The sequence below is a fragment of the Pseudomonas sp. R3.Fl genome (genome assembly GCF_023516765.1).
Taxonomy (GTDB): domain Bacteria; phylum Pseudomonadota; class Gammaproteobacteria; order Pseudomonadales; family Pseudomonadaceae; genus Pseudomonas; species Pseudomonas citronellolis.
The window spans coordinates 3,755,231-3,776,230 of record NZ_JAMGSO010000001.1 but is presented as its reverse complement, the minus strand read 5'-3'; the positions used below and the strand labels follow the sequence as shown (position 1 = coordinate 3,776,230).

The 21,000-nt window shown below is 65.7% G+C and carries 21 protein-coding genes; 11 read left to right on the top strand and 10 right to left on the bottom strand.

Going from position 1 to position 21,000, the window contains the following annotated elements; all coding sequences use genetic code 11:
- Positions 1-40: 40 nt before the first annotated feature.
- The 3 genes from M8R19_RS16610 to M8R19_RS16600 all read left to right on the top strand — a co-directional run bounded on the left by M8R19_RS16610 (position 41) and on the right by M8R19_RS16600 (position 2,555).
- Positions 41-1,327 carry an NAD(P)/FAD-dependent oxidoreductase gene (locus M8R19_RS16610; protein ID WP_249918358.1) on the top strand — a complete coding sequence of 429 codons (1,287 nt, stop codon included), beginning with the start codon at positions 41-43 and terminating at the stop codon, positions 1,325-1,327.
- A 60-nt stretch (positions 1,328-1,387) separates the two neighbouring features.
- The gene (locus M8R19_RS16605) at positions 1,388-2,170 is read left to right on the top strand and encodes an NYN domain-containing protein (protein ID WP_249918357.1); all 783 of its coding nucleotides are present in this window, start codon (positions 1,388-1,390) and stop codon (positions 2,168-2,170) included.
- Positions 2,171-2,234: 64 nt separating this feature from the next.
- Positions 2,235-2,555 (top strand): DUF2845 domain-containing protein, encoded by a 321-nt coding sequence (locus tag M8R19_RS16600; protein WP_249918356.1) that lies wholly within the window; start codon positions 2,235-2,237, stop codon positions 2,553-2,555.
- A 125-nt stretch (positions 2,556-2,680) separates the two neighbouring features.
- Here M8R19_RS16600 and M8R19_RS16595 read toward each other — a convergent pair whose 3' ends face one another.
- The 6 genes from M8R19_RS16595 to M8R19_RS16570 form a co-directional block, all read right to left on the bottom strand.
- The gene (locus M8R19_RS16595) at positions 2,681-3,982 is read right to left on the bottom strand and encodes a HipA domain-containing protein (RefSeq protein WP_116425778.1); all 1,302 of its coding nucleotides are present in this window, start codon (positions 3,980-3,982) and stop codon (positions 2,681-2,683) included.
- The gene (locus M8R19_RS16590) at positions 3,982-4,269 is read right to left on the bottom strand and encodes a helix-turn-helix domain-containing protein (RefSeq protein WP_009614281.1); all 288 of its coding nucleotides are present in this window, start codon (positions 4,267-4,269) and stop codon (positions 3,982-3,984) included. The genes M8R19_RS16595 and M8R19_RS16590 overlap by 1 nt, the downstream gene beginning before the upstream one ends.
- Before the next feature lie 340 nt (positions 4,270-4,609).
- Positions 4,610-5,248: a DUF2931 family protein gene (locus tag M8R19_RS16585; protein ID WP_249918355.1), complete on the bottom strand. Its 639-nt coding sequence runs from the start codon at positions 5,246-5,248 to the stop codon at positions 4,610-4,612.
- Between the two features lie 19 nt (positions 5,249-5,267).
- Entirely contained in the window at positions 5,268-5,903 is a 636-nt protein-coding gene (locus M8R19_RS16580) for a DUF2931 family protein (protein WP_249918354.1), read from the bottom strand.
- A 19-nt stretch (positions 5,904-5,922) separates the two neighbouring features.
- Complete coding sequence (locus M8R19_RS16575) at positions 5,923-6,561, bottom strand: DUF2931 family protein (protein ID WP_249918353.1); 639 nt, start codon at positions 6,559-6,561, stop codon at positions 5,923-5,925.
- A complete protein-coding gene (locus tag M8R19_RS16570) occupies positions 6,561-8,582 on the bottom strand; it encodes a PAAR domain-containing protein (RefSeq protein ID WP_249918352.1) in 2,022 nt (673 codons plus the stop codon). The genes M8R19_RS16575 and M8R19_RS16570 overlap by 1 nt, the downstream gene beginning before the upstream one ends.
- 318 nt (positions 8,583-8,900) lie before the next feature.
- On the opposite strand from M8R19_RS16570, the gene M8R19_RS16565 reads away from it, so the two are divergent.
- Positions 8,901-9,350: a BRO-N domain-containing protein gene (locus M8R19_RS16565; protein WP_074986255.1), complete on the top strand. Its 450-nt coding sequence runs from the start codon at positions 8,901-8,903 to the stop codon at positions 9,348-9,350.
- 126 nt (positions 9,351-9,476) lie between these two features.
- Positions 9,477-10,004 carry an REP-associated tyrosine transposase gene (locus tag M8R19_RS16560; protein ID WP_074986258.1) on the top strand — a complete coding sequence of 176 codons (528 nt, stop codon included), beginning with the start codon at positions 9,477-9,479 and terminating at the stop codon, positions 10,002-10,004.
- Positions 10,005-10,156: 152 nt separating this feature from the next.
- Here M8R19_RS16560 and M8R19_RS16555 read toward each other — a convergent pair whose 3' ends face one another.
- From M8R19_RS16555 to aptA, 3 genes are all read right to left on the bottom strand, one after another.
- A complete protein-coding gene (locus M8R19_RS16555) occupies positions 10,157-11,653 on the bottom strand; it encodes a CoA-acylating methylmalonate-semialdehyde dehydrogenase (RefSeq protein WP_249918351.1) in 1,497 nt (498 codons plus the stop codon).
- 176 nt (positions 11,654-11,829) lie between these two features.
- Entirely contained in the window at positions 11,830-12,123 is a 294-nt protein-coding gene (locus M8R19_RS16550) for a cupin domain-containing protein (protein WP_069862934.1), read from the bottom strand.
- Complete coding sequence (aptA, locus tag M8R19_RS16545; protein WP_058071609.1) at positions 12,124-13,470, bottom strand: omega-aminotransferase AptA; 1,347 nt, start codon at positions 13,468-13,470, stop codon at positions 12,124-12,126. It lies immediately after the preceding gene.
- Positions 13,471-13,607: 137 nt separating this feature from the next.
- Here aptA and M8R19_RS16540 point away from each other — a divergent pair, with 137 nt between their 5' ends.
- From M8R19_RS16540 to argE, 6 genes are all read left to right on the top strand, one after another.
- A complete protein-coding gene (locus tag M8R19_RS16540) occupies positions 13,608-14,528 on the top strand; it encodes a LysR family transcriptional regulator (RefSeq protein WP_249918350.1) in 921 nt (306 codons plus the stop codon).
- 204 nt (positions 14,529-14,732) lie between these two features.
- Complete coding sequence (locus tag M8R19_RS16535) at positions 14,733-15,422, top strand: NYN domain-containing protein (RefSeq protein ID WP_249918349.1); 690 nt, start codon at positions 14,733-14,735, stop codon at positions 15,420-15,422.
- Positions 15,423-15,657: 235 nt separating this feature from the next.
- Positions 15,658-17,007 (top strand): flavin-containing monooxygenase, encoded by a 1,350-nt coding sequence (locus M8R19_RS16530; protein WP_249918348.1) that lies wholly within the window; start codon positions 15,658-15,660, stop codon positions 17,005-17,007.
- Positions 17,008-17,010: 3 nt separating this feature from the next.
- Entirely contained in the window at positions 17,011-17,433 is a 423-nt protein-coding gene (locus M8R19_RS16525; protein WP_074986270.1) for a RidA family protein, read from the top strand.
- A gap of 10 nt (positions 17,434-17,443) precedes the next feature.
- Positions 17,444-18,118 carry a DUF1028 domain-containing protein gene (locus tag M8R19_RS16520; RefSeq protein ID WP_009614292.1) on the top strand — a complete coding sequence of 225 codons (675 nt, stop codon included), beginning with the start codon at positions 17,444-17,446 and terminating at the stop codon, positions 18,116-18,118.
- A 117-nt stretch (positions 18,119-18,235) separates the two neighbouring features.
- Positions 18,236-19,387, top strand: coding sequence for an acetylornithine deacetylase (gene argE, locus M8R19_RS16515; protein WP_249918347.1), 1,152 nt, complete (start codon positions 18,236-18,238; stop codon positions 19,385-19,387).
- A gap of 168 nt (positions 19,388-19,555) precedes the next feature.
- Here argE and M8R19_RS16510 read toward each other — a convergent pair whose 3' ends face one another.
- Complete coding sequence (locus M8R19_RS16510; protein ID WP_249918346.1) at positions 19,556-20,908, bottom strand: 8-oxoguanine deaminase; 1,353 nt, start codon at positions 20,906-20,908, stop codon at positions 19,556-19,558.
- Positions 20,909-21,000: the final 92 nt, after the last annotated feature.

The window sequence follows — 21,000 nt, the reverse complement described above, 5'->3', positions numbered from 1 at the left end:
GGCTAAACACTCGTTCAACAACTCAAGGGACGAGTCAGCCATGCCCACCTTCACCCAAACCTACTACGAAGCCACCTCCGCAAAACCGACCTACCCCACCCAGACCGGCCGCCTCGACACCCGCGTGTGCATCCTCGGCGGCGGCCTCGCCGGCCTCAACACCGCCCTGGGCCTGGCCGAACGCGGCATCACCGACGTGGCGCTGCTGGAATCGCACTACGTGGGCCACGGCGCCTCGGGGCGCAACGGCGGCTTCGTCTTCGGCGGCTACAGCCTGGGCAACGCCGACCTGCTCGCCACCCTCGGCGCCGAGCAGGCGCGGCGGCTCTACCACCTGACCCTCGAAGCCGTGGACCTGATCCGCCAACGCGCGCGCCAATACGCCATCGACTGCGACCTGGTGGACCAGGGCGTGATCCTCGCCAACTGGTTCAACGACCCCTCGCGCCTGGAAAAACCCCGGCGCCTGATGAAGGAAGCCTACGGCGTGGACTGGGAACCCATCGCCCCCGGCGCGCTCCGCGAACAGCTCAAGACCGACCGCTACTTCGGCGGCCTGCTGGAACGCAACGCCTTCCACTTCCACCCGCTGAAATACGTGCGCGGCGTGGCCCGCGCCGCCGCCGGCCTGGGCGTGCGCATCCACGAAGGCTCGCCAGCCCTGGGCATCGAAAAACGCGACGGCCGCTTCGTCGTGCGCACCGCCGGCGGCGAAGTGCACGCCAAACAGGTGGTGTTCTGCGGCGGCGGCTACGCCCGCGGCGTGTACCGGCCCATCGAGCGCGCGGTGCTGCCCATCGCCACCTACGTCATCGCCACCGAGCCCCTGGGCGAGCGCCTGCAGGACGCCATCGCCTGCCAGGCCGCGGTCTACGACACCCGCTTCGCCTTCGACTACTACCGCCCGCTGGCCGACAGCCGCATCCTCTGGGGCGGGCGCATCTCCATCCTCGACCGCGGCCCGGAGTCCATCGCCGCCCTGCTCAAGCGCGACCTGACGCTGGTTTATCCACAGCTGGCCGAGGTGAAGGTGGACTACTCCTGGGGCGGCCTGATGAGCTACGGCCGCCACCAGATGGCGCAGATCGGCCAGGACGAAGCCGGCATCTGGCACGCCATCGGCTTCGGCGGCCACGGCATGGCGCCGACCACCGTGGCCGGCGAAGTGCTGGCCGACGCCATCAGCGGCGCCAGGGCGGTGCCGCCCGGCTTCGCCCGCTTCGGCCTGACCCACGCCTTCGGCCTCGCCGGCCTGCTCGCCGCCCAGGCCACCTACAGCGCCTACGAGGCCCGCGACGCCTTCGACAGCCGCCGCCTCAACGGCTAGGGCTGGTGCCCGGCGCGCTCGCGGTCTAAGGTCGATGCAAGCCTCAAGACCGGAGCCCCCATGGCAATCAAGACCACCCCCAACCGCCAGCAGACGCACCTGGCCGTACTGATCGACGCCGACAACGCCCCCGCCGCCATCGTCGAGGGCCTGTTCGAGGAGATCGCCAAATACGGCGTGGCCAGCGTCAAGCGCATCTACGGCGACTGGACGCAGCCGCAACTGGGCAAGTGGAAGCAGGTGCTGCTCGACCACTCCATCCAGCCGATCCAGCAGTTCGCCTACACCAAGGGCAAGAACGCCACCGACAGCGCGCTGATCATCGACGCCATGGATCTGCTCTACACCCGCCGCTTCGACGGCTTCTGCCTGGTCTCCAGCGACAGCGACTTCACCCGCCTGGCCGCCCGTCTGCGCGAGGAAGGCCTGATGGTCTACGGCTTCGGCGAAAGCAAGACGCCCGACCCCTTCGTGCGCGCCTGCGACAAATTCATCTACACCGAAATCCTCCGCGCCGACCCGGTGACCCCGGCGGAACCTGCGGAAACCGGCCAGCCCCAGGAACCCAAGGCCCCCGCCGCCAAGCCCAAGCCCCAGCGCGTGCCGCTGGACTTCATCGCCAAGGTGCTCGACGACATCGCCGACGACGAGGAAGACTGGGTGCAGCTCGGCGCCCTCGGCCAGAACATCAGCAAACTGCGCCCCGCCTTCGACCCGCGGCTGTACGGCTTCAAGAAACTCAGCGACCTGATCAAGGGCCACCCCAAGCGCTTCGAACTCCAGGCCCGCGGCGGCAGCAACAGCGGCGGCAAGGACCTGTACGCGCGCAACGTGCGCAAGTGAGCCGCGTCAAAGGCCCGGGCCGGAGCGAACCGGTATGCTGGGCCGGTCATCAAGGAGGGAAGCCATGACCGCCCTACCCCGCAGCCTCTTCGCCGCCCTGCTGCTAGGCCTGGCCCTGAGCACCAGCGCCCAGGCCTCGACGCTGCGCTGCGGCACGCAGCTGATCAACGAAGGCGACAAGATGGACGTAGTGCTGGAGAAATGCGGCGCGCCGGCGAAACGCGAAGTCTTCCCGCCGGCCCCACCCCGCCGCGGCCCGGACGGCAAGTTCATCCCCGGCGGCGCCACCATCGAAGTCTGGACCTACCCCCCACAGAACGGCGCCACGCGGGTGCTGCGCTTCCGCGAAGGCATCCTGATGCTGATCGGCACCGAGTTCCGCTGAACCCCAGCTCTTCGTAGGATGGGTTGAGCGAAGCGATACCCATCACCACGACAGCATGGGTTTCGCAGGCTCAACCCATCCTACGAAGAGCGCCTTGGCACAGCCTGCAAGACAGCGAACCGCCCTTACCCCAACCGCGCCGCCATTTCCGCAATGACAATCGTCACCACGGCCCGCAGCAAGCGAAGCTCACCGGCCAGCGTAGGACGCAGTTCAGGACGAGCGGCCGACAGTTCCTGGTTCTCCCGCTCGACCTCCGCCAACAGCGCCTGCGCCTGCTCCCGCACTGCCCTGGTGAGCCTTGCCACATGCTCGCGCGCCGTAGCCGGCTTGATGCCCATGGCCTCTCCGGCAGCCACCAGCAGCGCCCCATCGATCTGTTGCAGGCGATCGATACCGAGAATCGGCCAAGCCATCGCGGCCTGCTGCGGCCAGCGCTCCTGCTCGAATGCCCGAGTCCCGTAGACAGCCGTGCAAAGCAGATCGTAGAAAGGCGCCAGGCTGAATCCCCGGCGCGTGACCAGCAGGCTCAGGTTCTTCAGGTGCGCATCCTCGTTGCCCACCAGCACGTTGAATACCAGCCAGCGGAACAGGCCCAGGCGCGCCCTCACCGAAGGCCGGCTATCGCTGGCGATCTCGCGCAGGCGCTCGATGCTGCCCTGGTTGTACTTGAAGGCGCGGTCCAGGCCGAGCAACTGGCAGGCATCGATGCAATGCAGGCGCTCCCATTCGCCCTCCACCTGGCGGCGGTCGAAACGCTGCACCAGATACACCGGCTGCGGCACATAGCACCGATGCACAGCGGGCACCTCCAGCCCGACACGTGCAGCCAGGGTCATCACGAACCACTCGTTGACCACCGAATGCGCCCAAGCCGGGTCCGGATGATCGGGCTTGAGGATATGCGTAGAAGGCGTGCTGCCAACCGGCTCGAACAGATCCCGCCCATCGAAGACGACGGCAACCTTGTGCTGCGCCCCCGCCAGCGACATGCGCTTGGCCGCGCGTTCGGCCAGCGGCACCTGGGGCATCTGCTCGATACGCCGGGACAGCTCCGTATCGGGCAATGCACGCAACTCGCCAGGAGCCGGCGATTGCCCCGGCGGCAGCAAGGTGAGCGACCCCGCCGACTCTGCGCCGAAGTGCTCCAGCAGGCCAAAGGCATCCGCCTCCGCCAGGCGCGCCGCACCCGCCAACAGGCGACGCTGGCCCTCCTCCGGGAGCAGATTGTCGAAATACCACTGCACCGGGCGCTGGCTCGCACCATCCACATGAGGCTCGCCGCGAATCGGCAGCCCCGGGCACAACGGGTAGGCCTCGGGTGCATCCAGCCATTCGCGGGAATAGGTGAACGCCCAGACGCCGTTGTTCTCCTCCAGGGTTCCGACCCGGGTCTGGTTGATCCAGGCTTCCAGCTGCCGGGCCATCAGTCCTCCTTACCGCTTTCAGCCTTGTGGATAAGCCGTTGCAGCTGCGCCCGGGTCGAGTCCGCATACTCCTCCGGCACCTCGACGCAGACCTGCAGGCCAAGCTCCTGCAGCACCTGGAACAGCTTGCCCCACTGCACACGCTCCGCACCGCGCTCGACCTTGCCGAGGAAGTTCTCGCTCACACCAATGCTGCCGGCGGCATCGTCCTGACGCAGGTTCATGGCCTTGCGGCTTGCTCGCACCAGCAGTCCGAGAGTGGCAGGTGAGTCGATATCGATCTTCATTGAGAATCCTCATGATTGTAAGGATTATGCCAGCACCAGAGCGATGGTCCTATAAATCCTCACGACTGCGAGGATTCTAGTCAGCTGCTGTGGATATTCAAGGGAATCCTCATAATCGTGAGGATTAATGTGCAGCGATCACGAACTGTTCGCGAGCAAGCTCGCTCCTACACCCACATCGGAAATATCGCCGTATCCCGGCCAAAGGCCGCTCCCTAGCCTGCCCCGGTCACGGCTGGCGCCGTGACCGGGTTTGGCGACCCAAGGAAGTAGGTGGCGGCACTCGCGAACCACCACACGCCACGGTACAAGGCTTTTCATCTGGCGCCCTTCCGGCTGGCTACCAACTGCCGTAGGGAATGCCATGTTTGTCGATATAGGCCTTCGAGGCTTCGGAAAGCGGTCGATGTTTACCGCCTGAGGTGCCGTTATAAGGTCCCTTGGGCTCGACTTCGGCCTGGGCTCGCAGGATTTCGATACTTTCGCCGCAGGTACTTCTCACCCAGCCACGCACCACTCCACCGGGAGCCAACCCGATAGCCAGGGCCTGGCGGTATTGCATGGTTTTGCAAGGCGGATCGAGTTTCTCGACCATCAACTGACGGGCACGCTCTGGAATGTCGAGGGTCACCCGATAGGTCTGCGGCTCGGCCAGGGATTGCCAACGGACAAAAATGCGCTTGGGCAGATCGGCTCCATCGACATATCGGCCGCCTCCCCACCCCACTCGCGGCCCCCAGCCCTTGGCGTTCCCTCCCAAGTTTTCTGGAGTACTGATGGACACGATCCCTCCACCCATATGGGGAAAGAAACGGCCACGGATATCCTCCACATCCGCCGTCTCCACCCACACTTCCATATAGTCCGGCGCCAGGAAGCCCAACCGCCAATACCGGTAAGGCAGATCACCAGCGCCCTTGTCGGCTTGGGCGCAGCCGCCCAGTAGCGACAGACACAGCGTCAGTACCAGACTTTTCATCAGGCATTCTTCCGGCGGGCTACCAACTGCCATAGGGAATGCCATGCTTTTCGATGTAGACCTTGGATGCTGGTTCAAGCGGCAATGCATATTTGCCGTCCGTTTTCCCTTGGGATGGTCCCTTGGGCTCGACTTCCGCCTGGGCTTGCAGGATTTCGATACTTTCGCCGCAGGTACTTCTCACCCAGCCACGCACCACCCCGCCAGGGGCCAAGCCGATGACCAGAGCTTCTCGGTAAGCGCTGTAGGGGCAGGCGGGCTCAAGCTTCTCGACCATCAACTGACGAGCCCGCTCCGGAATGTCGAGGGTCACCCGATAGGTCTGCGGCTCAGCCAGGGATTGCCAACGCACGAAGATGCGCTTGGGGAGGTCCGCGTCGTCGACATTGCGACCAGCCCCCCAGTTGCTCCTCCACACCTTGGGCTGCCCACTGTCATCATCCGGCACATGCACTGCCACGACTCCGCCGCCCATATGGGGAAAGAAGCGGCCACCGATATCCTCCACATCTGCCGTCTCCACCCACACTTCCATATAGTCCGGCGCCAGGAAGCCCAGGCGCCAGTACCGGTAGGGCAAATCACCGGCGCCCTTGTCGGCTTGGGCACAGCCACCCAGCAAAGCCAAGCACAGCATCAGTACAAGGCTTTTCATCAGACACCCTTCCGGCTGGCTACCAACTGCCATAGGGAATGCCATGTTTGTCGATATAAGCCTTCGAGGCTTCGGAAAGCGGTCGATGTTTACCACCTGAGGTGCCGTTATAAGGTCCCTTGGGCTCGACTTCGGCCTGAGCACGCAGGACTTCGATGCTCTCGCCGCAAGTGCTTTTTACCCAGGCCCGAACTACACCGCCAGGAGCTAGCCCAATGGTCAACGCCTCTCGATAGGCACTGTAGGGACAGGGCGGATCGAGTCTTTCAACCATCAGTTGCCGCGCTCGCTCGGGGATATCAAGGGTCACCCGATAGGTCTGCGGCTCGGCCTGGGATTGCCAACGCACAAAAATGTGCTTGGGCAGATCGGCTCCATCGACATACCGGCCAGCTCCCCACCCCACCCGCGGCCCCCAGCCCTTGGCGTTCCCTTCCAAGTTTTCTGGAGTGCTGATGGACACGGTCCCTCCACCCATATGGGGAAAGAAACGGCCACGGACATCCTCCACATCCGCCGTCTCCACCCACACTTCCATATAGTCCGGCGCCAGGAAGCCCAACCGCCAATACCGGTAGGGCAGGTCACCAGCGCCCTTGTCGGCTTGGGCGCAGCCACCCAGTAGCGCCAAGCACAGCATCAGTACAAGACTTTTCATCAGGCATCCTTCCTTGGTGGCTGGTCGGCATAGCGAGCGCGGCCGCCATCGGCCGGGCGGTTGGGGAATACCACATCGACGCGGCTGGAGCCCTGACCAATTTCCGCATTCCAGTTCGAAGACTGGTGAATATAGCGTTGACGCAGAAGCGCCTCTTGCTCAGGTGCAAGCCGGCCATTGCCACGCCTAGCCCAGTCGATCAAGGCGGCGCTGATAGGCTGCAACTCCTCGGGCAACGACAGCGAGTCATCGCTTTCATCAATGAAATCCAAAGGCACCCCCGCCTCCCGCGCCAGCGCATGCATCACCCGCAAATAAACCCGCGACAGGTGACCACGGACCCGGCGCCGCAGCAGCGGCGCCGCCAGTACGTATTTCATGCTATCGCGCCGGTCGCCGCTGTAGGGCGCATAGTGCTCCCAGACGTCGGTCGTCAGGCTGGCCGAATCATCCTGCGGGTCGAGAAGGTCGGCTCGCTGGAGGTAGGCCGTGGCCTGTTCGGCATTGCGGTAGGCGAGGGTTCGCTGCGCCGGGGTATCCCGGCTGACCCAGTCGCAGAGTGGGCGTCCCAGGTAGAGGCTTTCCTCCATCTCCGGCGGGTAACCACCGCCGAGATCGGAGTGGGCGCCCGGCAGGCTGAGTTCCTGGAAGGGCGCGCTGACGCGGCTGAGCGGGAAGTTGTAGCGGTATTCGTCGCGCGCGGTGAGGTGTACCACATGCTCGGCACAGCCCCATGGCAGGTAGAGGTCCACTTCGCCATTGAGCGCATCGCCGGGAACGCCCCAGGCGCCCAGGCCGCCCACCGAGAGCACGGTATCGAACAGACCGATGAAGGTGATGCGCATATCGGTGCCCAAGGCAAAGCCCGGGGCGAACGCCTGGCGGTTGTTCTGGACCAGCTCGCCGAGCGGCCCCTGCTCAGTCTTGAGTACCTGGTTAACGAAATGTCGGGCTGCGGCGGCCCCACGACTGAAACCGAAGACATCCAATTCCAGCGTTTCAATGGCATGTTCATGGTTCATATCCATGATCTGCCGGACAGTTTTCTTTAACGAGACAAAGGCCTCCTCAACTTTGGCAAGTACACCGGTGCTACCACGCCCCAGAGCCTGTCCTGGCAAAAGTGTGTCCGGGCCGCCTATTGTGGTTCCTATGCCTGTGACATAGATGCGTACAAGGCTCAGTGATTCCGATGGGCTAAGTACTCTGCCCGCGTTATCCCGATACAACTCATGCATCCGCCAAACATTGCTCACATCGTTGGCATAGCTGCTATCGGGGTCGAGTTGATAGCGCTTGCAGCGCTCGTAGACCCCACGGGCCGCCTCGTCGTCGAGCTGTTGCGCGGCGGCGCGGCATTGCTTGCCGACTTCGCTGTTCGCGGCGTTGTTGCCGGTGCCGTCGAAACCGATGAACACCCGCAGGCGGAGGCGCTGGCGGGTATCGGCTTCGAGCTCCTCTTCCTCCTCCTCTTCTTCCAGCACCTGCGGAAGCTCGTCGGGCGGGTTCGCGGAAGGCGTTGCCAAGCGGGCCATCGCGCTGGGCGCGGCCATTGCACTGGCGCCCGGCAGAGGCGCGGGCGGCGTGAAAGGTGCCGGGGTGTGCTGCTGGCCGATGATCACGCTGCCAGAACCACCGATGACCACGCCGCCGTGGCTGTCGATACTGCCCTGGACCACGGCGGGTCGGCCATTGATCAGGACGTTGGGAATGACCTGGCCGCTGATGGCGGCGCCACAGGTACAGACGTCGCCCTGGCGCGCAGCCGACAGGCCGTCGAACTGGACATCGGCAGAGCCACTGGCGATGGCCGACATGCCACATCGGGGGCAGGCGACGGCATCGGTGAGACGGGCAGCGGGTTTACCGGTCATGGGCGTCCCCTTTTCTCCATGAAAAGGAGGACGTTGATTGGCCCCTCGCGCCCCGACAACCAGATCACTCTTAATCTGGTGTACGAAATATTTGTTCCATCCCGAGACTTTTTCGACGACAAACGAGAGGAACAGGCCTCTGCTCATCAGCAAGCCCACTCCTACGATCCCATCAGAAATATCACCATATGCGCTCCACCGGCCGCTCCCTATCCTGCACCGGTCACGGCCAGTGCCGTGACCGGGTTTGGCGACCCAAGGAAGTAGGTGGCGGTACTCGCGGGAACAGTTGCTGCTCTCGCTACCCGCAAGCACGCCGTGTTTCTGCACGCTCAATGGCAGATCGCGCGGGGAGACCTCCGGGTCTGCCGGTGCCTACTTCCGGCTCGCCAACCCCGCGCGGTCTGCCACCCTTCGTTTGGCGACTCGGGTGGCAGCTCTTATCCACAAGTAGGAGTTCCACCCATGCACGACGCATACACCCCCACCTTCTTCATCCGCCACGGTCGCCCCCTGCGCGCGGTCATGATCGACAACCAACCCTGGTTCGCCTCCTACGACCTCGCCCGCCTCCTGGGCATCCGCCGTCCCCACACCTTCCAGCACCGCGTCCTGCCCCACGAAACCCGACGCATCCACCTGCACTACGAAAGCGGCAGCGAAGAAGCCATCGACGTCCTCAACGAGGCCGCGCTCTACAAGGCCCTGGTGCGCTTCGGCAGCCCGGAAAGCCAGCACCTGGATACCTGGCTGACACGCGAAGTCATCCCCAGCCTGCGCGACCAATTAATGCCGGATGGCCAAGCACCGAGACGGGTGATGATGAGCTGGCAGGCGCGGCGGGTGATGTTGCTGGAGTGGCAAGGCGCGCTCTGGGTGCCCTTCGAGGAAATGCCGCGGCTGCTCGCCGATTGATGGGTATCGCTGCGCTCCACCCATCCTACGGGGGTATCAGCACGCTCCGGCATCGACGCCTGGCACGGACCCGTAGGATGGCGTTGAGCGCAGCGATACCCATCACCCCAAGGCCAAGGACGCGCCATGACTACCTACCGCCGTGACCGGACCCCAGGCGCCACCTGGTTCTTCACCCTGGCACTGCACGACCGCCGATCCCGCCTGCTGGTCGAGCACATCGGCCCGCTCCGCGAGGCTTTCCGCTACGTCGCCGAACGGCATCCCTGGGCAATCGACGCCATCGTCATCCTCCCCGAGCATCTGCATGCCCTTTGCACCCTGCCCGAGGGCGACAACGACTATGCCCTGCGCTGGCGGCTCATGAAGGCGCACTTCTCCAGGGCCCTGCCACGCGGCGAAGCGCGCTCGCCAAGCCGCGCCAGCAAAGGCGAGCGCGGCATCTGGCAGCGCCGCTACTGGGAGCACCGCATCCGCGATGAGCAGGACTTTTCGCGGCACGTCGATTACATCCATTTCAATCCGTGCAAGCACGGGCATGTGCAGCGGGTGGTCAATTGGCCGTGGTCGTCGTTTCATCATTATGTGCGCGATGAGGTGTTGCCGGCGGATTGGGCGGGAGGTAATGGGGAGGTCGAGCGGGCCGGGGAGTGAGGGAAATGATGGGTATCGCTTCGCTCAACGCCATCCTACAAACACCGATCCCTGAGGCCCCGTAGGATGGGTTGAGCGAAGCGATACCCATCACGCCCCATAAACGAAAAAGGCCGGTCTCTCGACCGGCCTTTCCCTTACCTCACGCCACCTCAGCTATTGCTGGGGAACGCAAACTGCGCCGCCTCGTGGCTCTTGCGTTGCGGCCAGCGCTGGGTGATGGCCTTGCGCTTGGTGTAGAAGCGCACGCCGTCCGGGCCGTAGGCGTGGAGGTCGCCGAACAGGGAGCGCTTCCAGCCGCCGAAGCTGTGGTAGGCCACCGGGACCGGCAGGGGGACGTTGACGCCGACCATGCCCACTTCGATCTCGTCGCAGAACAGGCGGGCGGCTTCGCCGTCGCGGGTGAAGATGCAGGTGCCGTTGCCGTATTCGTGGTCGTTGATCAGCTGCATGGCTTCTTCCAGGCTGTTCACGCGGACGATGCACAGGACCGGGCCGAAGATTTCTTCCTTGTAGATGGTCATTTCCGGGGTCACGCGGTCGAACAGGGTGCCGCCGAGGAAGAAGCCGTTCTCATGGCCGGCGACCTTGTAGCCGCGGCCGTCGACCACCAGCTCGGCGCCCTGGGCCACGCCGCTGTCGATGTAGCCGGTGACCTTGTCGCGGGCAGCGCCGGTGACCAGCGGACCCATGTCCAGGCCGCAGGAAGTGCCGGCGCCGATCTTCAGGCCTTTGACCTGCGGGACGATCTTCTGCACCAGGGCATCGGCGACCTGGTCGCCCACGCACACCGCTACCGAGATGGCCATGCAGCGCTCGCCGCAGGAGCCGTAGGCGGCGCCCATCAGCGCGCTGACGGCGTTGTCCAGGTCGGCGTCGGGCATCAGCACGGCGTGGTTCTTGGCGCCGCCCAGGGCCTGCACGCGTTTGCCGCGCTTGGTGCCTTCGCTGTAGATGTACTCGGCGATCGGGGTCGAGCCGACGAAGCTCAGGGCCTTCACTTCCGGGGCTTCGATCAGCGCGTCCACCGCGCCCTTGTCGCCGTGCACCACGTTCAGCACGCCTTTGGGCAGGCCGGCTTCCTGGAACAGTTCGGCGATCAGCAGGGTGGAGCTGGGGTCGCGCTCGGACGGCTTGAGGATGAAGGTGTTGCCGCAGGCGATGGCCAGCGGGTACATCCACAGCGGGACCATGGCCGGGAAGTTGAACGGGGTGATGCCGGCGACCACGCCGATGGGCTGGAAGTCGCTCCAGGCGTCGATGTTCGGGCCGACGTTGCGGCTGTACTCGCCCTTGAGGATTTCCGGGGCGGCGGTGGCGTATTCGACGTTCTCGATGCCGCGCTTGAGTTCACCGGCGGCGTCTTCGATGGTCTTGCCGTGTTCTTCGCTGATCAGTTTGACGATGCGCTCTTCGTTGGCTTCCAGCAGTTGCTTGAAGCGGAACAGCACCTGGGCGCGCTTGGCCGGCGGGGTGTTGCGCCAGGCCGGGAAGGCGGCCTTGGCGGCATCGATGGCCTGCTGCATGGTTTCGCGGTCGGCCAGCGGCACCTTGCGCACGGCTTCGCCAGTGGACGGGTTGAAGACGTCGGCGGTGCGGCCGGTGTCGGCGATCAGCTCGCCGCCGATCAGGTGCTTGATGATGGTCATCGTCTTGTCTCTTCTCGCTGAGTGGGGTTTGGAGGAGGAGCGTAAGAGCCCCTCTCCCTAACCCTCTCCCTGAAGGGAGAGGGGATTGTTCGGTGTGTGAGGTGGGCCGCGAGGCTCGCCGGGACGGCCAGGGTAAGCCCGGCCGAACCGGCATGCCTACGCGCGGGCCCGCGGGCTCAGTGTTGCTTGAGCTCGATCTCGATGAAGGCCACTTCGTGGTCGCACGGGTTGATCACGTTGTGCTCGGTGCCGATCTGGCGGGTGTAGCTCTGACCCAGGACCAGCGGCGCACGCCGCTCGCCCTCGGGGGTTTCCAGCAGCAGTTCGCCGTTGGTCACCGGGACCACCACGTATTCCATGCCGTGGCGGTGCCAGCCGGTCTCCGCTCCCGGGGCGAAGCGCCACTCGGTGACCAGGACCTTGTCGTTGTCGATCTGCACCGTCGGCACGGCCTTGGGACGCTCGCTCACTTACGCCACCCCGTTGAGGGCTTCGCCGACCGCGTCGAACAGGCGGTCGAGGTCTTCGGGCTTGGCGTTGAAGGTCGGCCCGAACTGCAGGGTGTCGCCGCCGAAGCGCACGTAGAAGCCTTCCTTCCACAGCTTCATGCTGGCTTCGAACGGGCGGACGATGGCGTCGCCGTCGCGGGCGGCGATCTGGATGGCGCCGGCCAGGCCGCAGTTGCGGATGTCGATGACGTTCTTCGTGCCCTTGAGGCCGTGCAGGGCCTTCTCGAAGTGCGGCGCAAGCTCGGCGGACTGCTGGATCAGGTTTTCCTTCTGCAGCAGGTCCAGCGCGGCGATGCCGGCGGCGCAGGCGACCGGGTGCGCGGAGTAGGTGTAGCCGTGGCCGAACTCCACCGCGTATTCGGGCAGGTTCTGGTTCATGAAGGTGTCGTAGATTTCGCTGCTGGCGATCACCGCGCCCATGGGCACGGCGCCATTGGTGACCTGCTTGGCGACGTTCATGATGTCCGGGGTCACGCCGAAGTATTCGGCGCCGGTGGCCTTGCCCATGCGGCCGAAGGCGGTGATGACTTCGTCGAAGATCAGCAGGATGTTGTTGGCGTCGCAGATTTCCCGCAGGCGCTGCAGGTAGCCCTTCGGCGGCACGATCACGCCGGCGGAGCCGGACATCGGCTCGACGATCACCGCGGCGATGTTGGAGGCGTCATGCAGTTCGATCAGCTTCAGCAGTTCGTTGGCCAGCTCGACGCCGCCGGTCTCGGCCGCGCCCCTGGTGAAGGCCATGCCCGGCTGCAGGGTGTGCGGCAGGTGGTCGACGTCCATCAGCGGGCCGAACATCTTGCGGTTGCCGCCGATGCCGCCCAGGGAGGTGCCAGCGACGTTCACGCCGTGGTAGCCACGGGCGCGGCCGATCAGCTTGGTCTTCTGTGCCTGGCCTTTGATGCGCCAGTAGGCGCGGGCCATCTTGATCGAGGTGTCGGCGCACTCGGAACCCGAGCCTGTGAAGAACACGTGGTCGAGGGTGCCGGGGGTCATCTGGGCGATCTTCTCGGCCAGCTGGAAGGACAGCGGGTGGCCGTACTGGAAGCCCGGGGAGTAGTCGAGGGTGCCGATCTGCTTGGCCACCGCGTCGGCGATTTCCTTGCGCGAGTGACCGGCGCCGCAGGTCCACAGGCCGGACAGGCTGTCGTAGATGCGCCGGCCCTTGTCGTCCACCAGCCAGCTGCCCTCGGCGGCCACGATGATGCGCGGGTCCTTGTGGAAGTTGCGGTTGGCGCTGAAGGGCATCCAGTGGGCCTTCAGGTTCAGGTCGGCGGCGGCCGACGGCGCTACGTTCACTTGCTGGTTCATGGAGCTCGTCCTCGACGACTGTCTTGTTGGGCGCGCAGGCCGCGTCACGCCTGCTGCGATAGCTCAAGATTGGGCCTGACTTAACGTGAGTTAAAGCCTATTCTTCTCACGTTCAGTTTCGATTCGGTAAAACAAAAATGGCGAAAACCCGCAGTCCGTCCCTAGGCCAGGTCAGCGATTTCGAAATACGCCTGCTGCGCATCTTCAAGACCATAGTCGAGTGCGGCAGCTTTTCCGCCGCGGAAAGCACCCTGGGCATCAGCCGCTCGGCCATCAGCCTGCACATGGGCGACCTGGAGAAGCGCCTGGGCATGCGCCTGTGCCAGCGCGGCCGGGCCGGCTTCGCGCTGACCGACGAGGGCCGCGAGGTGTACCGCGCCACCCAGTCGCTGCTGGCGGCGCTGGAGGGCTTCCGCGCCGAGGTCAACGAGCTGCACCAGCACCTGCGCGGCGAGCTGAACATCGGCATCATCAACAACCTGGTGACCCTGCCGCAGATGCGCATCACCCACGCCCTGCGCGCGCTCAAGGCGAGCGGCCCGGGGGTGCGCATCAACATCGGCATGACCACGCCCAACGAGATCGAACTGGGCGTGCTCGACGGCCGCCTGCACATCGGCGTGGTGCCGCTCATCAGCCCGCTGTCGGGGCTGGAGTATTCGCCGCTGTACGACGAACGGTCGCTGCTGTTCTGCAGCCGCGAGCACCCGCTGTTCGAGCGCGAGGACGCGGGCATCACGGTGGCGGAAATCCACGCCTGCGACGCGGTGGCGCCCAGCTACCGCATCCCCGCCGAGGCCCAGGAGCGCCACCAGGAGCTGAACGCCAGCGCCAACGCCTCGGACCGCGAGGGCATGGCCTTCCTGATCCTCACCGGCAGCTACATCGGCTACCTGCCCGACCACTACGCCGCCGACTGGGTGGCCCAGGACCGCATGCGCGCGCTGCGCCCGGAGCGCTTCCACTACGACATCCCGCTGACGGTGGTGACGCGCAAGGGACGGCGGCCGAACCTGGTGCTGGAACGGTTCCTGGAGGCGGTGGCGGAGAGCCGGTAGACCTGGCAACGTACGAAACGGCCTGGCCACGGCAGGCAGGTCCTAGGCATTTTTTGTCAACTGAATTCGGTTGACATCAGATCCCCGCCTCCCTAGCATCCTTTCTACGACTCAACCCCGTACGCAGCGATTCAGTTCGCTGGCCGTTGGGGTGAAAAAACCGGCCCGCTGGCCGGTTTTTTCGTTTCTAGGGATTGGAAACTCGTGAGAACAGCCTTCTTCGTCGACGGCTATAACCTCTTCTATGGCCTGCTTGCCGGCACCGCATTCAAGTGGCTCGACCTTCCTGGCCTGCTCGAGCATGTGCTGCGAGTACAGGATCCTGCTGCCCGGATGGTGGCGGTCAACTACTTCACCGCAGGGGTGAAGCCGGACCTGGCATCACGCGGCGTCCTTTCCAAGCAGGCGCAGGACACCTACATCCGTGCCCTGAAAGTCCGTGGTGTGGAGGTCTTCGTCGGGCGGCACCGCCTGGAGCCCGGGCGAGCGCCACGGTTCATCGACAGAAAAACACCCGCGTCCCGGGCGGACCAGGTCGATATCTGGCAATTGGAAGAAAAGGAAACCGACGTCCATCTGGCCATCAGCATGTACCGCCTGGCGGCGCGGCAGACCAGTTCCGCAGCAGAAGAGCGAATCGAGCAGATAGTTCTGGTGTCGGCCGATACGGACATGACGCCGGCCCTGCGGGCCTTACAGGAGGATTTTCCGCAATTGCGGATAGGCGTGATCCTTCCTCACCGCGAAGGCATCAAGCGTGAGCCCCCTGGATCGCTCCTTGAGTATGCGCACTGGACGCGTCGCACCATCACGACCGAAGAATTGCGAGCGCACCAATTTCCTCCCCGGGTGCCAACGCGTAAGCGCCCGGCCTGCAAACCGGATTACTGGTAACCCAAGCGCATGCCACATCACCCCATACGTTTTATCTTCCCTGCCACGCAAAAACCTATACCCCCTCCCCGCCGCCCCGCGCGGCGCTTGGCTCGCGGGCCCACAGTTTTTCCCTAGCCTGCGACTACAAAAATCATAATTTCGCTAATGCCCGGGTCTGAACAGAATGCGGCCAACACGCGGTGGACAGTCGCGACCGCAGAACAACAACGATCAGAGTCCGAGGAATCACCCCATGGCCGATCCGAACCAGACCGCCTTCGGCAAGCCCGCCGGCAAATCGCTCGATGGCATTGAAACCGACACCCTCGTGGTGGGCGCCGGGCAGGCCGGCGTGGCCATGAGCGAGCACCTGACCGCCCAGGGCGTGCCGCACATCGTGCTGGAGAAGAGCCGCATCGCCGAAGCCTGGCGCACCGGCCGCTGGGATTCGCTGGTGGCCAACGGCCCGGCCTGGCACGACCGCTTCCCGAACATGGAATTCTCCGTCGGCCCCGACGAGTTCCCGCACAAGGAGCAGGTGGCGGACTACTTCGTCGCCTACGCCAAGCAGTTCAACGCGCCCATCCGCACCGGCGTGGAAGTGAAGAAGGTGACCCGCAACGAAGGCCGCCCCGGCTTCACCGTGGAAACCTCCGAAGGCACCCTGCAGGCCCTGCGCATCGTCTCCGCCACCGGCCCGTTCCAGCGCCCGGTGATCCCGGCCATCGCGCCGAAGGACGAGCGCATCCAGCAGATCCACTCGGCCCAGTACTACAACCCGCAGCAGCTGCCCGAAGGCGCCGTGCTGGTGGTGGGCGCCGGCTCCTCCGGCGTGCAGATCGCCGACGAGCTGAACCGCGCCGGCAAGCAGGTGTTCCTCTCGGTAGGCGCCCATGACCGCCCGCCGCGCTCCTACCGCAACCGCGACTTCGTCTGGTGGCTGGGCGTGCTCGGCCTGTGGGACGCCGAGGAAGTGCAGCCCGGCCGCGAGCACGTGACCATCGCCGTGAGCGGCGCCCGTGGCGGCGAGACCATCGACTTCCGCCGCCTGGCCACCGAGGGCATCACCCTGGTCGGCCTGACCAAGGCCTTCGAAGGCGGCAAGGTGAGCTTCCAGGAAGACCTGGTGAAGAACCTGCAGGCCGGCGACCAGAACTATCTCGACCTGCTGGACGCCGCCGACGCCTACATCGAGCGCAACGGCCTGGACCTGCCGGAAGAGCCGGAAGCGCGTCGCGTCTACCCGGATGCCGAGTGCATCCGCAACCCGATCCTGGAACTGGACCTGGCCGCCGCCGGCATCACCTCGATCATCTGGGCCACCGGCTACGCCGTGGACTTCAACTGGCTGCAGGTGGATGCCTTCGACGACAAGGGCAAGCCCAAGCACCAGCGTGGCGTGTCGCGCGAGCCGGGCGTGTACTTCGTCGGCCTGCCGTGGCTGTCGCGCCGGGGCTCGTCGTTCATCTGGGGCGTGTGGCACGACGCCAAGCACGTCGCTGGGCACATCGCCACGCAACGCAAATACGTCGAATACCAGGACGCCTCGCAGCGCGAGGCCTCCGCTGAATCGCAAGCCAAAAAAGCCGCTTCCTGGGAGTAAGTGATGCCTACCCACACCCGCATCCGCATGTTCAACACCAAGGACACCTACCCGAACCAGTCCCTGGACAACGACCTCTGCCAGGCCGTGCGCGCCGGCAACACCGTGTACGTGCGCGGCCAGGTCGGCACCGATTTCAACGGCAACCTGGTGGGCCTGGGCGACCCGGCGGCGCAGGCCGAGCAGGCCATGAAGAACCTCAAGCAACTGCTGGAAGAAGCCGGCAGCGACCTGTCGCACATCGTCAAGACCACCACCTACATCATCGACCCGCGCTACCGCGAGCCGGTCTACCAGGTGGTCGGCAAGTGGCTCAAGGGCGTGTTCCCGATCTCCACCGGCCTGGTGGTCTCGGCCCTGGGCCAGCCGCAGTGGCTGATGGAGATCGACGTGATCGCGGTGATTCCGGACGACTGGGAAAAATAAGGAGCGGCCCATGACCTTCTCCATCGTCGGCCGTTGCGCCGAAACCGGCCAGCTGGGCATCGCCATCAGCTCGTCAAGCATCGCCGTCGGCGCGCGCTGCCCCTGGGTGCGCGCCGGCGTCGGCGCGGTGGCCACGCAGAACGTGACGCTGCCGGCCCTGGGCCCGCAGATCCTCGACCGCCTGGAAGCGGGCCTGGCGCCCGCCGCCGCGCTGGACCAAGCATTGTCGAGCAACGGCTACAGCGAGTACCGCCAGGTGACGGTGATCGACCAGCACGGCCAGGTGGCGCTGTTCACCGGCAGCGAAGCGCTGGGCGTGAACCACGCGGTGGCCGGCGAGAACTGCGTGGCGGCGGGCAACCTGCTGTCCTCCACCGCGGTGATCGAAGCCATGACCAAGGCCTTCGAGGCGGCCGACGGCTGCCTGGCCGAACGCCTGCTGGCGGCGATGCAGGCGGCCATGGCCGCCGGCGGCGAAGCCGGGCCGGTGCATTCGGCGGCGCTGAAGGTGGTGGGCGACCTGGTCTGGCCGATGGTGGACCTGCGCGTGGACTGGGCCGACGAGGCGCCGATCGACGAACTGGAAAAACTCTGGGTAGCCTACAAGCCGCAGATGCAGGACTACATCACCCGCGCGCTGGACCCGACCAAGGCGCCGAGCTACGGCGTGCCCGGCGACGAGTGAACATACCCTGTAGGAGCGAGGGGGACGCCCAGTTCTTGCTCGCGAACCAACCCTCGCTGCGGGGGCGGGTTCGCGAGCAAGCTCGCTCCTACGTTTAAAAGAATGCAGGAGCCGAACATGCCCAGCAGCCGTGACATCCTCGCCAGGCTGATCGCCTTCGACACCGTCAGCCGCAATTCCAACCTGGCGCTGATCAAGTACATCCAGGACTACCTGGCCGGCCTGGGCGTGGAGGCCGAGCTGTTCTTCGACGAAGCCGGCGGCAAGGCCAACCTGTTCGCCACCCTCGGCCCGCGCGACCGCGGCGGCGTGTGCCTGTCCGGGCATACCGACGTGGTGCCGGTGGACGGCCAGAACTGGAGCGTCCCGCCCTTCGAGCTGACCGAGAACGACGGCCGCCTGTACGGCCGCGGCACCGCCGACATGAAGGGCTACATCGCCTGCGTGCTGGCCGCCGTGCCGGCCTTCCTCGCCCAGCCTTTGCGTGTGCCGCTGCACCTGGCCTTCTCCTACGACGAGGAGGTCGGCTGCCTGGGCGTGCGTTCGCTGCTGGCGGACCTGGAGCGCCGCGAGCACAAGCCGATCGCCTGCATCATCGGCGAGCCCACCGAGCTCAAGCCGGTGCTCGGCCACAAGGGCAAGCTGGCCATGCGCTGCCAGGTGCACGGCGCGGCCTGCCACTCGGCCTACGCCCCGCAGGGGGTGAACGCCATCGAATACGCGGCGAAGCTGATCAACCACCTCGGCGAGATCGGCACCCGCCTGGCCGCGCCGGAGCGACACGACCCGCGCTTCGACCCCCCCTACTCCACGGTGCAGACCGGGGTGATCGGCGGCGGCCGCGCGCTGAACATAGTCCCGGCCGAATGCCAGTTCGACTTCGAGGTCCGCGCCCTGCCCAGCGACGACCCGCAGCAGGTCGCCGAGCAACTGCGCGACTACGCCGAAACCGAGTTGCTGCCGAAGATGCGTGCGGTGAAGGCGGAGGCGGATATTCGCTTCAGTGAGCTGTCGGCGTATCCGGCGTTGGCTACCGATCCGGAGAGCGAGGTGGCGCAGTTGTTGGCGCGGCTCAGTGGGTCGGATGAGTTTTCCACGGTGGCTTTTGGTACCGAGGGGGGGCTGTTCGATCAGGCGGGCATTCCGACGGTGGTGTGCGGGCCGGGGAGCATGGATCAGGGGCATAAGCCGGATGAGTTCGTGAGTGTGGAGCAGTTGGCGGCTTGTGATGGGATGCTGGGGCGGTTGGTGGGGTGGATGAGGGCTTGATGGGTGTCTTGCTGGGTGGGTTGGTGCGCGGGTTTGAGAGCGCCCTCTCCCCAGCCCTCTCCCTGAAGGGAGAGGGCTGGGGAGAGGGGCGGAGTCGAACCGAAGCACTCAGGCCGCCTGGAAACTCCGTTCGCGAGCAAGCTCGCTCCTACGAAAAGCAGTCCGGCGTCAGCCGATCAGTTTGCGTGCCGCCTGGGTGTGCGCAGCGATCAGGCCCTTCAGGTCCAACCCTTCCACCTCGCCATCCACCACCCGCCAACTCCCTCCGACCATCACCCTGTCCGCCCTGTCCGCCCCACACAGCAGCAGCGCCGACAACGGATCATGGCTCCCGGAAAACCGCAGCTCGTCCAGCTTGAACAGCGCCAGATCCGCCTGCTTGCCCGGCGCCAGCTCGCCGATGTCGCTGCGACCCAGAAGCTTCGCCGACCCCTTGGTAGCCCAACCCAGCGCCCGTTCCGGGGTGATCTCCTCCGCACCGTAGCGCAGCCGCTGGATGTACAGGGCCTGGCGCGCTTCGAGAATCATGTTCGAGGCATCGTTGGAGGCCGAGCCGTCCACGCCGATGCCCACCGGCGCGCCGGCGGCTTCCAGGGCCACGGTGGGGCAGATGCCCGAGGCCAGGCGCATGTTCGAGCTGGGGCAGTGGCAGATGCCGGTGCCGGCTTCGCCCAGGCGCTTTATTTCCTCGTCGTTGAAGTGGATGCCGTGGGCCAGCCAGGTGCGCGGGCCGAGCCAGCCGACGCTGTCGAGGTAGTCCACGGTGCGCTGGCCGAAGCGCTGCAGGCAGAAGTCTTCCTCGTCGAGGGTCTCGGCCAGGTGGGTGTGCAGGCGCACGTCGTGGTGCTCGGCCAGCTCGGCGCTGGCGCGCATGATTTCCGGGGTCACCGAGAACGGCGAGCAGGGCGCCAGGGCGATCTGCACCTGGGCGCCGTCGCCGCGCTGGTGGTAGTCGCGGATCAGCCGTTCGCTGTCGGCGAGGATGTCTTCGGCGCGCTGCACCGTCTGCTGCGGCGGCAAACCGCCATCGGCTTCGCCCAGGCTCATGGAGCCGCGGGTGAGCATGGCGCGCATGCCCAGTTCGGCGACCACCCCGGCCTGCACGTCGATGGCCTGCTCCAGGCCGTCGGGGAACAGGTAGTGGTGGTCCGCCGCGGTGGTGCAGCCGGACAGCAGCAGCTCGGCCAGGGCCACCTTGGTGGCCAGCGCCAGTTGCTCCGGGGTCAGCCGCGCCCACACCGGGTAGAGGGTTTTCAGCCAGGGGAACAGCGGCTGGTTGACCACCGGCGCCCAGGCGCGGGTGAGGGTCTGGTAGAAGTGGTGATGGGTGTTGATCAGGCCCGGCAACAGCACGTGCTGGCTGGCGTCGAATACCTGCTCGCAGGGTTGCGAGGGTTGCTGGCCAAGGGCGAGCAGTTCGACGATGCGGCCGTCCTGCACGACCAGGCCGCCACGGGCGTCGAGGCCGTTGGCGGTGAAGATGGCGAGGGGGTTGCGCAGCCACAGGCGGGGGGATGACATGGGTGAATCCTCTGAGTTGCGGAGCCGCCGCCCGAGGCGAGCCGGCTCCCGGTTGTACGGGAAGCCAGCTCAGTGTTCACCCTGTCTGCTGA